This window comes from Methanobrevibacter intestini, from assembly GCF_047402955.1.
Taxonomy (GTDB): Archaea; Methanobacteriota; Methanobacteria; order Methanobacteriales; family Methanobacteriaceae; genus Methanocatella; species Methanocatella intestini.
The window spans coordinates 1,061,789-1,076,782 of sequence record NZ_CP187956.1; the positions used below are offsets into that span (position 1 = coordinate 1,061,789).

At 30.5% G+C, this 14,994-nt stretch carries 13 protein-coding genes; 5 read left to right on the plus strand and 8 right to left on the minus strand.

All coding sequences use genetic code 11. The features are described from left to right. Positions 1-292: 292 nt before the first annotated feature. From ACMC9J_RS04920 to ACMC9J_RS04930, 3 genes are all read left to right on the plus strand, one after another. Positions 293-1,483 carry an ATP-binding protein gene (locus ACMC9J_RS04920; RefSeq protein WP_004032623.1) on the plus strand — a complete coding sequence of 397 codons (1,191 nt, stop codon included), beginning with the start codon at positions 293-295 and terminating at the stop codon, positions 1,481-1,483. Between the two features lie 11 nt (positions 1,484-1,494). Continuing rightward, on the plus strand, positions 1,495-2,010 hold the full coding sequence (locus ACMC9J_RS04925; RefSeq protein ID WP_004032622.1) for a nitroreductase family protein: 516 nt from the start codon (positions 1,495-1,497) through the stop codon (positions 2,008-2,010). Between the two features lie 61 nt (positions 2,011-2,071). Further along, a complete protein-coding gene (locus ACMC9J_RS04930; RefSeq protein WP_019265182.1) occupies positions 2,072-3,778 on the plus strand; it encodes a glycosyltransferase in 1,707 nt (568 codons plus the stop codon). 17 nt (positions 3,779-3,795) lie between these two features. Here ACMC9J_RS04930 and mmp11 read toward each other — a convergent pair whose 3' ends face one another. From mmp11 to ACMC9J_RS04965, 7 genes are all read right to left on the minus strand, one after another. Next, on the minus strand, positions 3,796-4,734 hold the full coding sequence (gene mmp11, locus ACMC9J_RS04935; RefSeq protein ID WP_011954419.1) for a methanogenesis marker protein 11: 939 nt from the start codon (positions 4,732-4,734) through the stop codon (positions 3,796-3,798). A gap of 8 nt (positions 4,735-4,742) precedes the next feature. After that, complete coding sequence (ribH, locus tag ACMC9J_RS04940) at positions 4,743-5,159, minus strand: 6,7-dimethyl-8-ribityllumazine synthase (RefSeq protein ID WP_004032619.1); 417 nt, start codon at positions 5,157-5,159, stop codon at positions 4,743-4,745. A 154-nt stretch (positions 5,160-5,313) separates the two neighbouring features. Continuing rightward, positions 5,314-7,623, minus strand: coding sequence for a glycosyltransferase (locus ACMC9J_RS04945; protein ID WP_427002978.1), 2,310 nt, complete (start codon positions 7,621-7,623; stop codon positions 5,314-5,316). Positions 7,624-7,634: 11 nt separating this feature from the next. Then, on the minus strand, positions 7,635-8,645 hold the full coding sequence (locus ACMC9J_RS04950) for an isocitrate/isopropylmalate family dehydrogenase (protein WP_004032617.1): 1,011 nt from the start codon (positions 8,643-8,645) through the stop codon (positions 7,635-7,637). Further along, on the minus strand, positions 8,617-9,099 hold the full coding sequence (locus ACMC9J_RS04955; RefSeq protein WP_427002979.1) for a 3-isopropylmalate dehydratase small subunit: 483 nt from the start codon (positions 9,097-9,099) through the stop codon (positions 8,617-8,619). The genes ACMC9J_RS04950 and ACMC9J_RS04955 overlap by 29 nt, the downstream gene beginning before the upstream one ends. 4 nt (positions 9,100-9,103) lie before the next feature. Continuing rightward, positions 9,104-10,351, minus strand: coding sequence for a homoaconitase large subunit (gene hacA, locus ACMC9J_RS04960; protein ID WP_011954423.1), 1,248 nt, complete (start codon positions 10,349-10,351; stop codon positions 9,104-9,106). Between the two features lie 99 nt (positions 10,352-10,450). Continuing rightward, a complete protein-coding gene (locus ACMC9J_RS04965) occupies positions 10,451-11,452 on the minus strand; it encodes a radical SAM/SPASM domain-containing protein (RefSeq protein WP_019268063.1) in 1,002 nt (333 codons plus the stop codon). Positions 11,453-11,540: 88 nt separating this feature from the next. On the opposite strand from ACMC9J_RS04965, the gene ACMC9J_RS04970 reads away from it, so the two are divergent. Further along, on the plus strand, positions 11,541-12,770 hold the full coding sequence (locus tag ACMC9J_RS04970) for a DUF2264 domain-containing protein (RefSeq protein WP_427003632.1): 1,230 nt from the start codon (positions 11,541-11,543) through the stop codon (positions 12,768-12,770). Between the two features lie 27 nt (positions 12,771-12,797). Here ACMC9J_RS04970 and ACMC9J_RS04975 read toward each other — a convergent pair whose 3' ends face one another. Further along, positions 12,798-14,036 carry a nucleotide sugar dehydrogenase gene (locus ACMC9J_RS04975; RefSeq protein WP_427002980.1) on the minus strand — a complete coding sequence of 413 codons (1,239 nt, stop codon included), beginning with the start codon at positions 14,034-14,036 and terminating at the stop codon, positions 12,798-12,800. 97 nt (positions 14,037-14,133) lie between these two features. Here ACMC9J_RS04975 and rfbD point away from each other — a divergent pair, with 97 nt between their 5' ends. Further along, complete coding sequence (gene rfbD, locus ACMC9J_RS04980; RefSeq protein ID WP_427002981.1) at positions 14,134-14,988, plus strand: dTDP-4-dehydrorhamnose reductase; 855 nt, start codon at positions 14,134-14,136, stop codon at positions 14,986-14,988. The last annotated feature ends 6 nt before the right edge of the window (positions 14,989-14,994 follow it).

Here is a 14,994-nt window from a genome sequence, read left to right on the forward strand (position 1 = left end):
TATTAATATATTAGCTCCACTTAATATATTAAATTTACTATCTTATTTTAAAAAATAAAAGCCAAAAAAGCATTTAAAAAATTTTTTGAAATTAAAAATTCAAATCACCAAAGTCCTTGACAGAGCCAAATCAAAATTATTAAATTCCTGCAATAAATTTTGAGCTTATTTTAAAACTTTATTATATACTGAAAAGATACTATGATTTAATCAAAAACTTTATTATATACTGAAAAGATACTATGATTTAATTAAAACTTTATTATATACTGAAAAGTTAGTGGTGTAATAAATGGTTAAACGAGAATTATATATTGATAAAATCAGGCCTTTAATTGATAAGGATATAATTAAAGTTATAACTGGGATTAGAAGGTGTGGAAAATCCTATTTTTTAAATTTAATAGTTGAAGAACTTAAAAATAATGGGATTAAAGATGAAAATATAATTTTAATAAATTTGGAATCTATGAAATATAATTCTTTAAAAACAAAAGAAGAACTGGATGATGTTGTTTTAAATTTAACTAAAAATATTTCTGGCAGGTTTTATCTTCTTTTTGATGAAATACAAAATATTGAAAGATGGGAGAAAGCAATAACTGGTTATAAAGTTGATTTTAACTGTGATATTTACATTACTGGATCTAATTCTAAATTATTGTCTGGCGAACTTGCAACATTTTTAGCTGGAAGGTATATGGAAATAAAAATGTATCCTTTTTCATTTAATGAATTTTTAAGTTATAAAGGTGGTAACAATGAAATGGAACTGTTTCAAGAGTATTTTAAATACGGTGGAATGCCATTTACTTTAGAATTAAATTCTCAACAAAAAATAGATTATTTAAATGATATTTATAATTCCATTGTATTAAAGGATATAGTTGAAAAATATAAGTTAAGGGATGTTAATTTATTAAATAGACTAATTTTATACATATTGGACAATATTGGAAATCCTTTTTCAGTTACTGGTATTTCTAAGTATTTGAAACATTTTAATATAGGATTTTCAAATAATACTCTATATAATTATTTGCAATATTTGGAAAATGCATTAATAATCTCTAAATTGCCGCGAGAGGATATTCAAGGCAAAAAATTATTTAAACTATCTGAAAAGTATTATGTTACGGATCATGGTTTTGCAGCAGCACTGCTTGGTGAAAGACAGCAGAATATAGGTGGAATTTTAGAAAATATTGTTTATATTGAATTTTTAAGACATGGCTATGATGTTTCTGTTGGCAGAATTAAAAATTATGAAATTGATTTTATCTGCAGAAAAAACAAACGGAAAGTTTATGTTCAAGTTTGTTTCCAATTAAATTCACCTGAAACTCAAGAAAGAGAATTCAGACCTCTTAAATTAATTGATGATAATTTTGAAAAGATTGTTATAAGCATGGATGATTTTGATTTTTCCTGTGACGGGATTAAACATTTAAATATGATTAAGTTTTTAAAAGAATTTATCTAGGATGTGATATTATGGCAGATTTTGAAGAAGTTGTAAATACAAGACGCAGTATTCGTGAATATGACTCAAAGGAAGTGGAAGATGAAAAAATAGAAAAAATTCTTAAAGCAGCTATGCAGGCTCCTGGAAGCAGACTTAAAGCTGAGCCATGGGAATTCATTGTAGTTAAAAATAAGGAAACCCTTAAAAAAATAGGTGAAATAAAACCTAGAGTCACTGATGCTCCAGTAGCTATTGTACTTGTAGCCAATATTGAAAGAGCATTTTATAAAACAATGTGGCAGCAGGATATGAGTGCAGCAGCTGAAAATATGTTACTTGAAGCTTGCAATCTGGGTTTGGGAGGTCTTTGGAATGGAGTAGCTCCTGAAGAAGAACGTATGAATAAAATAGCTAAATTAGTAGGTATTAATGATGAAAATCTGAAAGTATTCTGTTTAATTACATTAGGCTATCCAAAAGAAGGTTTAAAAAACGAGTTTATGGATAAATTTGATGAGTCAAGAATTCACTATGAAAAATACTAAACATTTATACTATTTAAATAACATATGTATATAAAGTATTAAATTATTATAGGTGAATTTATTGTCTTGGCTTGTTGTGCTTCTTGTATTTTTATTAGCTGCATTTAAAACAGAAAAACCTAAAAAATATATGAAGGTTTCTGTTATTATTCCTGCATTTAACGAAGAAGAAACAGTAGCTAATGTTATTAAAGTTGTTAAAAAGGTGAAATATGTTGATGAAGTTATTGTAGTTAATGACGGATCAACAGACAGGACTGAATCAGAAGCTAAAAGTGCCGGGGCAATTGTAATTAACCATGAAGTAAACAGAGGTAAGGGGGAAGCTCTTACTACTGGTTATAAAAAATCTGACAGTGATATTATTGCATTTATCGATGCAGATATTCATAATTTAACTTCTAAAAAAGTAGATGCTATGATCAGGCCGATTTTAGAAGGCAAAACCGATATTACTAAAACTAAATTTGCAAGAGAAAGTGGCAGAGTAACAGAGTTAACTGCTAAACCTCTTTTAAACTTTTTTTTCCCGGAAATTTCATTTGAACAACCTTTAAGTGGGCAGTTTGCTGCAAAAAGGGCTGCTTTAAAAAAAATAGATTTTGAAAAAGATTATGGTGTTGATGTTGGTATTGTTATTGATGCTGATGTTTTAGGTATTTCTGTAGAGGAAGTGGATATTGGAGAAATTGAACATGACATGTCTCCATTATCTGATTTAAATTTAATGGCTAATGAAGTTGTAAGAACAATTATTGACCGTGCTAACAAGTATGGTCGTGTTGTAATGATTGATGAAATTGGTTACTTTATCAGAATGTCAATTGTAGGATTGTCCTTAATTATTTTAGGATTATTTGCAATATTTTTTGTAAAGCCTATTCCTTTAGCTGTAGGAGTTATTGTTTCTATTGTAGGTCTTATAATAGCTATCTGTTATATTATTAAAGTAATTATAAAGTCTGTTGTCATATATAGAAAAGCTCCAACAGGCAATTTAATTAAATCATTTATTAAAGTTCATTTTCCATTAATTATTTCAGTTATTATTCTGATTTTAATGATTTCAACATTTATTGGAGCAGCTACTTTTGAAGAAGGCACTATTTCTATTGAACCAAGTTCCAGAAATTTAATTATTTTTGCAGATGACAGCAACAATACAATTTCTGTAAGAGGTCCATATACTGTAGACTCTGCAATTGAAAATGAAACAGATGTAATTCGCATGCCATCAGATAGCTTACAGACATTAGGTATGAATTATGGTGACACTCTTGTTGTGAATGGTGTGCCTTATGTAATAAATGATACTCGAAATGGAGAAGGAGATATATTAAGACTTCCTATTGATGCTAAAAATACACTTAATCTGGAAGACGGTGATGTCCTGCAGGACAGCCGTTTAAGTCAAATCTTTGAAGGAACAGTAGTGCATCATATTTTCAACAAAGGCAATGTTAGTTTAGATGAGTCATACATCATATCTCCAAAAGGTGGGAATAGTTATTCCTACAGCATATATTTGGATAATGAATCAATAGCTAATTCAACAGCAATATTTGGAGATAATAGTACTTATGCTGTAGCTTTAAATCAGGAAGAAATAGGAACAATTGATTATCAGAATGCTTCATTTACAAATAATACTCAAAGCTTTTATTATGACGGTCATGTAATTGAAATTAAATTTGAAAATAGTACTGTTAATTCAATAAAACACATAACTAATATTAATCAGGGATTCTTTATTAATTTAAATTTATAAAAGTAAAAAAAGAAAGTTTATGATTTGTCATAAACTTTTACAGCTTCTTCAACATCATTATAAAGTCCAAGAGCTGCAAGAGCACCAACTTTTCCTTGGTCTCCTGTAACAGCTATTAAATCAATACCTAATTCTTTAGCTGTAGCTTCAGCAGTTTCAATATCCATCATTCCAGACTTGGTAGCTATTGAATACTGTCTTAATTTTTCAGGAATTTCTAATCCTTCTAAAACTGCAATTGCGGTTTTATCAGATAATGTATCTCTTTTAAGAATTTCTACAGTTCTTTTGATTAATTCTTCTTTTTTATCTTCAGGCACTGCAAAAGTTAATGCAATTGAAACGCAATTTTGTGTTTTGTGTGGGTTATGGGGATATAACTGAACAATAATGTGATCCAAATATTCAAATCCTTCATTTTTAAGTTCAACACCTAAATTATGAGCCATTGTCCAGGTAGCACCAGCATCTTTAATATCAGTATCATCGACACCAATAACTACTTTTTCAAGTTTAGGGGTAACTACTCTGGCTCTTCCTACTTTAGAACCTCCCCCTTCTTCAAGAAGTTCAATGTATTTAACACCTTCGCCCATTCCTCTACACATTCCAGCACCTACACCAGCTCCAGCAAGGCCTGCATGAGTTACTTTGACTTCATCTCCATCAACAATAATCTCATCAATTCCTGCTGCATTAAAACTAGCTTTTAAATCAAGTGGAGCACAACCTATATGGCATGAATAAACATGTTTGTTTCCATCTCTGTATGCAGAATCAATTAAATCACTGTTGTTTTTGTATTGGTAAAGTAACCAGTGTGATCCTGAAATACAAGGGTGGAATTCAACGATTTCGACTTTATCTCCATCTACCATTGTCAATACTTTTTGGTAGGGTGCAATCCAGGGGTCATTAAATTTTTCTTTTAACTGATCAGGTTTTAGAATTTCCATGTAATCATCTAAATTTCGTTTAATCTATCGCACATTTTAATAGCTGCTTCAACAGCTCTTTTACCGTAATCTACACGTTTGTGTGCATCTAATCTTGTCATACCTGGTCCGCTGATTCCTAAAGCTACTGGTTTTTCGTATTCTAAGGATAAGTCAGCTATTTTACGGGATGCATGCTGTGCTACAATTTGGTCGTGGTCTGTAGCTCCTTCAATTACTGCTCCAAGAGTGATTACTGCATCAATTTCATCTTTTTCAAGTAATTTTTTAATAGCTAATGCCATATCAAATACTCCAGGAACGGTTACTACCTGTGTAATTTCACAGTCTCTGGATTTAGCTTCTTCTTTAGCTAAACCTAACATCATCTGGGTAATGTCATAATTAAATTCAGCGACTACTGCGCCTATATTATATTTTGCCATTTTTAAGTCCTCCAATTAGATAACCATTAACATAAAACTTGCAACACCACTTAATACCATAATTAAGATGATAAAAAGTGCAGCTGCTCTTTTTTTATCGATTTTCATATTATTTTCCTCATTTAGATAATATTATAATTTAAGATTTTTATTATTATTTAAATTTTCTTTTAATTTTTCTTAACTTTTCAGTGGCCTTCCAACTATTTGAATTTAATATTTGGGAATTAATATTTTCTAATTCACTGATTTTATTTTCATATTCACTGTCTTTTCTAAACTCTTCTTGGCATACATCAATTAATTCGGATATTTTTTGGGTTAATTGTATTAGTCTTTGATGATAGTACTCTTCTGGATTAATGTCATTATTCAAAACATTATTTTCAATATTTAATTTGTCTTTTACAATATTTTCAATGGCTGTTTTTCCAGAATCAATATTGTTTAATTTGGATTTGTAATCAATATTTAAGTTGTCCATTACACTTTCAGATTCACAAACTCCCCAAATTGAACTTCCACTGCCTTTATAGTCGGAGATTTTTGAAGGCAGATAGGGATTAATTTTAAAATTGCCTTTTTGGCTGTCTTCAACAAGCAAAACATCAAATTTTGTTGTAAGGTTTAAAAATTCTAAAAAATCAACAGAAGGGTTTAAAATAGTTTTTTCATATATTTTTGAACTTAATACCTGTTGGAATAGAGTTATAGATGATGTAAATATGTGTAAACGAATTTTATTTCTTATATTTTCATTTAAACTATCAAATGCATTTATAAAGTCTTCAAAATGTCTATTGCTGTATATATCCCCGAAATATGCTAAATTTAAGTAGTTATTGTCTATATTATAGCTACTTTTAAAAGCATAGTAATATTTCATATCTAATGTGGGATGGGAGCTAATTTTAGCTTTTTTATTAACAATATCTTTAACATCATAGGGATTGGTGCTAATCATAACCTCTTTCTGATTTTTATTGGTAAAGATTATCTCATCACACAATAAAAAGGTTAAATACTCACAAATGCAGTTTATATCATCATTAACTGATAAATTCAGATTTAATTTTTCATTAATCCTTCCAATGTAGTCTTCATCCTCAATAGCTACACTTAATTTGTCTTTTCCGAAGGCGTAAATTAATGGATCTGAAAATTCTGCACGCCAATAGGTTTCAGGATGAGCTAATTTATATTCAATCGCTAAAAAATGTGAATGGACAAAATTGGCCCTACTGTAAATTTTATCATAGACTTCTGCATTGTCTAAAGTAGCCATTGATTTTTTTACAAAGTTTTTAATATTTTCCCAGCCAGTGGAAAAATTGCTTTCAATTACTATTTTATTTATTAAAAATTGATTAACAATATTTTCAAGTGTAAAATCTTTATCCAATTCATCCAGACTTCCACAAATAACATCTACATTTTTTTTCTCAGTTAAAATTCTTTTAGCTACTGTATTGCTTGTTGCAGTGTTTGTTGGGCTAAAAGCATAAGATATTATTAATTCTCTTTTAGGATTATCTAATTTGGAGATATCTTCATTTAAATATTTAAATGGGAAAAAATCAAAGTTATAACTATTTATATCTTCCAATACTTTTTTATAATCCTCAGGATGTTTTTCCAAGTATTGATTTATTTTAAAAACTTGTCCTCCAGTTAATGTTTTTAAAAAACTGGTGACTTCTATTTTTTTAGCTCTTTTTAAATTCTTATTAATTTCATTAATTACTTTTAAACGGTCTGTAACATTAAAATCATAAGATAAAGGCATTCTTGAAATAGAATTATCTCTTAGCAGACGATAATAATTGGCATCTTGGTTTTTATCAATTATGTAAAATTCAAAGTCATAATCTACATAAAGTTGAATATAATAGGCGATATCAACACCATTTTTTAAATCAGGATTAAAAGAGTATTTTTTTACAATATCAGTTGGAACTAATTTGTCTGTTGTAATTGTAAGCATTTCTCTTAAATTATCATAAGGATTTTTGAATAATCCTGATTTTTCTAATTTGGGAGTTAAATAAGAGTCTCTGACTTCACTGCTATTTTGATCAACATCATAAAAAGTTCCAATAACTATACGGTCTTTTTTAGCATATTCATACATTTTTTCAAAGTAATTATAGCTGATGTAGTCATCATCATCAATAAAAATAGTGTACTCTTTATTTATAAGTTCAATTCCATGATTTCGAGCATTAGATACTCCGGGGTCACTATAAGTTAAAATAATATTGATTTGAGGATTTTCCTCCTGGTATTTTTTAATAATGTCTGGTGTTGAATCTAATTCTCCGTTAACAATAAAAACAGCTTCAAAAAGATTTGGATTAATGGTTTGGTTAATTAAAGAATCCAATAATTTAGAAATAAAAGCTTCTCCCTTGTATGTTGGGATAATGGCACTTATGCCTTTTTCTAAATTAGATTCTTTAATCATATGATTTCCTCTTATAATGCATTTTTAACAGCTTGTGCCACTTCCATGGTAGTTGCACTGCCGCCTAAATCACCAGTTAAGGTTTTACCTTCACTTAATACTTTTAAAATAGCAGCATCAAATTTGTCAGCAGCATCATTTTCACCAAGATATCTAAGCATCATAATTGCTGAGAGCATCATAGCTATTGGATTTGCTTTTTGCTGACCTGCAATATCAGGTGCTGAACCATGAACAGGTTCAAATAAAGCACCATCTGCTCCAATATTTGCTGATGGAATTAAACCAAGTCCGCCAACAAGTCCTGCACCTTCATCAGATAAAATATCTCCAAATAAATTGGTAGTTACAACAACCTGGAATTCCTGAGGCTGTGTTACAAGATACATTGCTGTTGCATCAACGTAAAAGTCTTCAGTATCAATATCAGGATATTTTTCGCTGACTTCATAGAATATTTCTTTAAATAATCCGTCAGTTTTTTTAAGAACATTAGCTTTGTGAACTGCAGTAACTTTAGTTCTGTTGTTGTCCTTTGCATATTGGAAAGCATAATCAATAATACGTTCTTCAGCTTCTCTTGTAATAACACGTTTAGCTATTGCACCGTCTTCGGTTTCTTCTTCCTGGTCTGCAATGTATAATCCTTCTGTATTTTCCCTTACAATCATAAAGTCAACATTTTCAAATAATGATTTGGTGTTAGGATAAGATTTGACAGGTCTTAAGTTAGCAAACATTTTCATTTCCTGACGGATTTTTACAATAACGTCTGCTGCAGTTTCTCCGGCAGCTCCAAATAAACATGCATCAGAATCCCTTACAATATCGATAGTTTCCTGAGGAAGAGGTGTTCCATGTTCTTCATTGCATTCGTCACCTGCTATACCATAAATATAATCAAAATCAACATCTAATTCGTCTAAAACAGAGATTGTTGCTTCCATAACTTCTTTACCTATTCCATCACCGGGAATAACAGCTATCTGATATTTATTGTCTTTTTTGTTTGAGGTACTCAATTAAACCACCTTTTTCTAATATTTCTAACATAAATGGAGGTAATTTTTTAAATGTGATTGTTTCTCCATTTTCGGATGTTATAGTTCCTTTATCCATGTCTACTTCTATTTCTTCTCCATTTTCTACAAGTTTACTTATACATGGAGCTTCAAGAAGTGGAACTCCAACATTTGTAGCATTTCTGTAAAAGATTCTTGCAAATGATTCAGCTATTACTGCAGCTACTCCAACACCTTTTAAAGCTATTGGGGCATGTTCTCTGGAAGATCCGCATCCAAAGTTTTTGCCAGCTACAATAAAGTCACCTTTTTTGCATTTTTCATTAAATTTATCATCTAATCCTTCCATACAGTGTTGGGATAATCTTTCTTCATCTGTATAAATTAAATATCTTCCTGGAAGGATAATGTCAGTATCAATATCGTCTCCGAATTTCCAAACAGTTCCTTTCATATTCTCACTCCGGTGCAACAATTCTTCCTTCAATAGCTGAAGCAGCAGCTACTGCAGCAGAAGACAGGTAAACTTTTCCATCTGGACTTCCTTGTCTGCCTTTAAAGTTTCTGTTAGATGTGGAAAGGCTTACTTCTCCAGGTCCTATGATTCCGGTATGTCCTCCAAGACATGGACCGCAGCATGGAGCAGATACTAAAGCTCCTGCATCAACAAATATTTTAAGTAATCCTTCATCAAGTGCTTTAGAGTATACTTCTTTGGAAGCTGGAATAACTAACATTCTGGTTCCTTTAGCTACTTTTTTACCTTTTAATATTTTAGCAGCATCTCTTAAGTCACTAATCCTACCATTGGTACAGGATCCGAGGAATACTTGGTCAATTTCCTGATCCACTTCACTTACTGCTTTAACATTGTCTACATGGTGAGGACAGGCTACTTGCGGTTCCAACTCACTTACGTCAATATCAATAATATTAAGTGACGGAGCATCTAAGTCAGTTTTAAATACTTTATATGCTTTGTTGGAACGGCTTTCTACATAATCAATAGTTTTTTTATCAGGTTCTACTAAACCAGTTTTTCCACCCATTTCAATAGCCATATTTGTTAAAACCATTCTGTCAGAAATGCTCATATTTGAAACAGTTTCTCCTGCAAATTCACAGGCTTTATATGTTGAACCGTCAACGCCTACCTGACCGATAATATTTAAAATAACATCTTTAGCATAAACATTATCTTTTAATTCACCGGTGATTTCAAATCTGTTGGTTTCAGGTACTTTAAACCATAAATTACCTTCTGCAAATACCATAGCCATATCTGTAGAACCAATTCCTGTTGAAAACGCACCTAAAGCTCCATGAGTACAGGTATGTGAATCTGCACCAACAATAACTTCTCCAGGAACAACATGTCCTAATTCTGGAAGAATCTGATGGCAGACTCCTGCATTAACATCATAAAAGTTTTCAATTTTCTGTTCTTTAACAAATTTTCTCATTATAATATGATTGTTAGCTGAGTCGATAGAATCAGCTGGAACTTGATGATCGAATGGTATTACAATTTTTGACGGGTCCCAGACTTTAGTAGCACCAATTTTCTCAAAAGATTGTACTGAAAGAGGTCCGGTTAAATCATGAGTCATTGCAACATCAATATTGGCGATAACAATATCTCCAGCCTCAACTTCGTCTTTACCAGCTGCTTTAGCTAATATTTTTTCAGACATTGTTTTTGGCATATTTTTAAACCTCACATATTAATGATAAATATATAGATGCTTGTACTATATAAACTATTTTAGAATGGAGATTTGTTTATTTTTTTCAAAATTTCATTTTTATTGAATATTAAAAATAGAGTATAAGTTTTCCCATTGATTTGTTATATCTGTATTAGTATAAGGTATTCCGTCTAATTTTTCAACTAAAACATCACATTGCTTGCATAATTCTAAGTTTTTTCTGCTATTTTCTTTTTTATAGAGAATTTCACGTATTTCTTTAGCTTTTTTACCATTCCAAATATCTACAAGTTTTGCAGTGTTTAAATCTCCTAAAATAACTTTTCCAAAAGGATCACAACAGCATAATGGGACTTTACCGTCTGGTTGAACAACTATTTTGTTAAATGGTAATAAACAGGATGATTTTAAGGTTAAAATTTCATTTCTGTTGTCTGACTGCCCGCCTCTGCTTGTTAAAATTTGATTTTGAAGTCTTAAATCAATTAAAACTTTCTTTTTAAGTTCGGGATGTTGGATACAATAGTCAAAAATTTCTTTTACTGGTTCAATAAGTTGTATGTTATCATTATAGTTATCAATAACCATTAAATCCAAATTTTCGATTAAATCAAGAAATTTGTCTATTGTTAATAATGTACCATTTGTATATAGGTAAATATAGCTATTTGGAAGCTCTTTTCTAGCATATTCGGCATAATTATAGATTTCTTTATCAAGCAATGGTTCATTATTGGAATGGAGTGCAATAGCTCCATCATAATTAATTTCTTTTAGCTCTTTGATTATTTTTTCAAACAGTTCTTTAGGCATTTTTTTATATTCTCTAGGGTCTTGATTCTTGTTAACAGGACAAAAAGAGCATGTTCCGTTACATCTGTTAACAGTTTCAATTTCTATATTGTTAAATAATGGATTAGGAGTTGTTTTCATAAAATTATCAATTAAATTATAGATGTTCTGAAATATTTCTTCATCTTTTTGTATGGTTTTTAAATTATAATCTGTTTCTTCAGTATTTTCAACTTTTGAAACTTTTTTATTTGTTGATGGTTTTTTTAATTTATTTATTAATTTTTTAATATTGTTTGAAAACATAATCTTTAACCCCTTTTGTTTAATGCTTTTGTTTTTGAGGTATTTTTATTTTTTGTGGAATGTCGATTTATTAAAAACTTTAAATATTATGTATAATAAAATACTGTTCATGAATAACTCATTCTTTGGACGATTTAAAAAAAATGATAATCAGGTTATTGAAGAACAACCTCCAGTTTGGGAGGATAGGATTTTTTGGGTAGAAACCTTGCAAAAGATTGCATTTCCAGTATTAAACAATCTTAAAAAGGAGTCTCTTAAGAAAAACATGTCTATTGAATCATTTAGCTCTGAAAGCAATAAATTTGCTCATCTTGAGGCATTTTCAAATGTTTTTAATGGAATTGCGCCGTGGTTAGAATTGGGACCTGATGAATCTGAAGAAGGTAAAATTCGTGAAAAGTATATTGTATTAACTTTAAAAGCTATTAGTAATGCAGTAAATCCAAATAGTAAAGATTATATTCTTTTTACAGAGCCTAAACAATCTTTAATGAGCATGGCTTTATTTGCTCAAGGTTTAATTAGGTCCAAAACTCAAATATGGAATAATTTACCAATGGATGTTCAAGCTAGAGTTATTTACGAACTTAAAAATACAAGGATAATTGCACCATATGAAAATCACTGGCTGCTATTTACTTCTATGATTGAAGCTACTCTTTTAGAATTTACTGGTGAATGTGATAGGGAACGTTTAACTTATAGTATTCGTAAATTTAGAGATGAATGGTATCTTGGAGATGCAATTTATGCAGACGGTCCTGAATTTGATGTAAATTACTATAACAGTATTTTTATTCATCCTATGCTTAATGATATTTTAAAAGTAATGAGAAAATATGGTATTAACGAAGGAGAGTTATTGGATGTTCAATTAATGAGATCCAGCAGATATGCATCTCAATTAGAACGTATAATTTCTCCAGAAGGTACATACCCTCTTTTAGGAAAATCAATGGCTTATCGTACAGGAATTTTCCATTTATTAGCTCAAGCAGCATTATTTAAAATATTGCCAAGAAATATGGAAACATCACAGGTTAGGTCAGCTTTAACTAAAGTGTTAAGAACTCAATTTGGAGGCCATCAAAACTTTGACAATAATGGATGGTTAACTATTGGATTAAACGGTCGCCAAGCTGAAATTGCTGAAAAGGATATCAATACAGGCAGTCTTTATGGATGTTGTGCAATATTTTTACCTTTAGGTTTATCTTTCAATGATTCATTTTGGGTAGGTCCTTTTGAAGAATGGACTACTTTAAAAGCTTGGAATGGTAATCCAGTAGAACCTGATCAATCAATTGATTTTTAATTTTTCTTTTTTCTCTTTTTATTGTTTCTAAAATGTAAATAAGTTTCCGTAATTGTAAAGCTTAATGTCTTCAGGTACTTCTTTTATTATGTTTTTTGTGTCAAATATAATTGCTTTTTCCATGTTTTCTTTGATTAAATCGTAATCAAGATCTTTAAACTCATCATGGTCACATAATATTAAAATAAGGTTTGCATCTTTGGTAGACTGCTTTAAATCAACATATTCTTCATTAGCTACATGGGGATCACAGATGCTTATTTCATAGTTGTCTTCTTTTAATTTAGCTATTATCTCATATGCCGGACTTTCCCTGTCATCACCAGTGTTTCCTTTATATGCAACTCCTAAAACTGCTATTTTGCCATTTGGTGTTATTTTTTTAACATTTTCATATACAAATTCGGGCATTGAGTTGTTGGTGTCTCTGGCTAGTTTTATTATTTTTGCATATTCCGGTGCTTTTGAATAAATGAAATAAGGGTCAATAGCTAGGCAGTGTCCTCCAACTCCAGGTCCTGGTGAGTGCAGGTTTACTCTTGGATGTTTATTTGCCATTTCAATTACATCCAATGCATTTACTCCTATTTTAGTACATATTTTTGTAAGTTCATTAGCTAGTGCAATGTTAACGTCTCTAAAAGTATTTTCCATACATTTGGATAATTCTGCAGTTTTTGCTTCTGTTTTCATTAATGCACCTTCAACAAACTGACCATAAACTTCACTGGCTTTAATTGAGCATTCAGGGGTTATTCCACCTACAATACGATCATTATGTACTAATTCATACATGATTTTTCCTGGAAGGACTCTCTCAGGGCAATGGGCAAGGTATAAGTCTTTTCCTATTGTGTAACCGGCTTTTTCAAAAATAGGTTTAACATAATCATCCATAGACATTGGAGCTATTGTAGATTCAACAATTACAGTATTTCCTTTTTCCAAATAAGGAAGTATGGATTCACATGCACTGATAACATAACTTAAATCACATGTGTAATTTTCAGCAATGTATGGTGTTGGCACAGTTATTATAAATGCATCAGCTTTTACAGGTGTTGTTGAAGCAGAGTATACGCCTTTTTCAACAGCTTTTTTAATTATTTCACCAATTCCGGGTTCTTCAATATGAATTTTTCCCTGATTTAAAGTTTCAACAACCTTTTCATTAACATCTACTCCAACAACTTCACAGTGATTTTTAGTAAAAAGTGCAGCTGTTGGCAATCCGATGTAGCCTTGTCCAATAATACAAATTTTCATAAATAAAAAGCCCCTTTTATTTTTCAAATAATTAAATATATTATGTTTATTAATATAAATAATATTTAGTTTTTATTAAATAAAAATAGGGATAATTATGAAAGTTTTAATTACAGGATCTAATGGGATGTTAGGTCATGATTTGACAGATGTTTTAAATGACAAACATGAACTTATACTTACAACATCTAAAACATTGGACATTACTGATAAAGAGCATACAGTTGAATTTATAAAAGAAAATAAACCTGATATAGTTATAAATTCTGCAGCATACACCAATGTTGACGGATGTGAAGAAAACCAGGAACTGGCTTTCAGTGTAAATGGGGAAGGTGTAAGGAATTTGGCTATTGGATGCAGGGAAGCTGACTGTCCATTAGTCCATATCAGTACAGATTATGTTTTCAATGGCAAAAATGACACTCCATGGGTTGAAGATGATGAAATTGGTCCTATAAGTGTTTATGGAAAAAGTAAACTTGAAGGTGAAGAGGCTATTCAGGAAATACTCGATAAATTTTTTATTGTTCGTACAGCATGGTTATATGGAATTAATGGAGGCAATTTTCCAAAAACAATGCTGGAACTGGCTAAAACACATGATGAATTAACAGTAGTTTATGATGAAGTAGGAACTCCGACATACACTCTGGATTTAGCAGAAGCCATTGGAAAATTAATAGAAACTGATTATTATGGTATTTATCATATTACAAACTCCGGAAGCTGTTCATGGTGTGAATTTGCAAAATATATCTTTGAAGTAGCAGAAGTAGATGTAAAAGTCACTCCGGTAACAGCTAGTGAATTTGCAAGACCTGCACCAAGACCTAGCTATTCAGTTTTAAATAATAAAAGATGGGTTGATAATGGTTTTGAACCTTTAAGAAGCTATAAAGAAGCTATTAAAGATTATCTGTTTTGTTTAAAAAAAATAAAAGAGAATTAGTTAATT

What these genes read in the sequence shown, in the direction of transcription:
- hacA (WP_011954423.1), bottom strand. Translation starts at nt 10,351, where the DNA reads ATGCCAAAAACAATGTCTGAAAAAATATTAGCTAAAGCAGCTGGTAAA.
- ACMC9J_RS04955 (WP_427002979.1), bottom strand. Translation starts at nt 9,099, where the DNA reads ATGAAAGGAACTGTTTGGAAATTCGGAGACGATATTGATACTGACATT.
- rfbD (WP_427002981.1), top strand. Translation starts at nt 14,134, where the DNA reads ATGAAAGTTTTAATTACAGGATCTAATGGGATGTTAGGTCATGATTTG.
- ACMC9J_RS04920 (WP_004032623.1), top strand. Translation starts at nt 293, where the DNA reads ATGGTTAAACGAGAATTATATATTGATAAAATCAGGCCTTTAATTGAT.
- ACMC9J_RS04945 (WP_427002978.1), bottom strand. Translation starts at nt 7,623, where the DNA reads ATGATTAAAGAATCTAATTTAGAAAAAGGCATAAGTGCCATTATCCCA.
- ACMC9J_RS04975 (WP_427002980.1), bottom strand. Translation starts at nt 14,036, where the DNA reads ATGAAAATTTGTATTATTGGACAAGGCTACATCGGATTGCCAACAGCT.
- ACMC9J_RS04925 (WP_004032622.1), top strand. Translation starts at nt 1,495, where the DNA reads ATGGCAGATTTTGAAGAAGTTGTAAATACAAGACGCAGTATTCGTGAA.
- mmp11 (WP_011954419.1), bottom strand. Translation starts at nt 4,734, where the DNA reads ATGGAAATTCTAAAACCTGATCAGTTAAAAGAAAAATTTAATGACCCC.
- ACMC9J_RS04970 (WP_427003632.1), top strand. Translation starts at nt 11,541, where the DNA reads ATGTATAATAAAATACTGTTCATGAATAACTCATTCTTTGGACGATTT.
- ACMC9J_RS04965 (WP_019268063.1), bottom strand. Translation starts at nt 11,452, where the DNA reads ATGTTTTCAAACAATATTAAAAAATTAATAAATAAATTAAAAAAACCA.
- ribH (WP_004032619.1), bottom strand. Translation starts at nt 5,159, where the DNA reads ATGGCAAAATATAATATAGGCGCAGTAGTCGCTGAATTTAATTATGAC.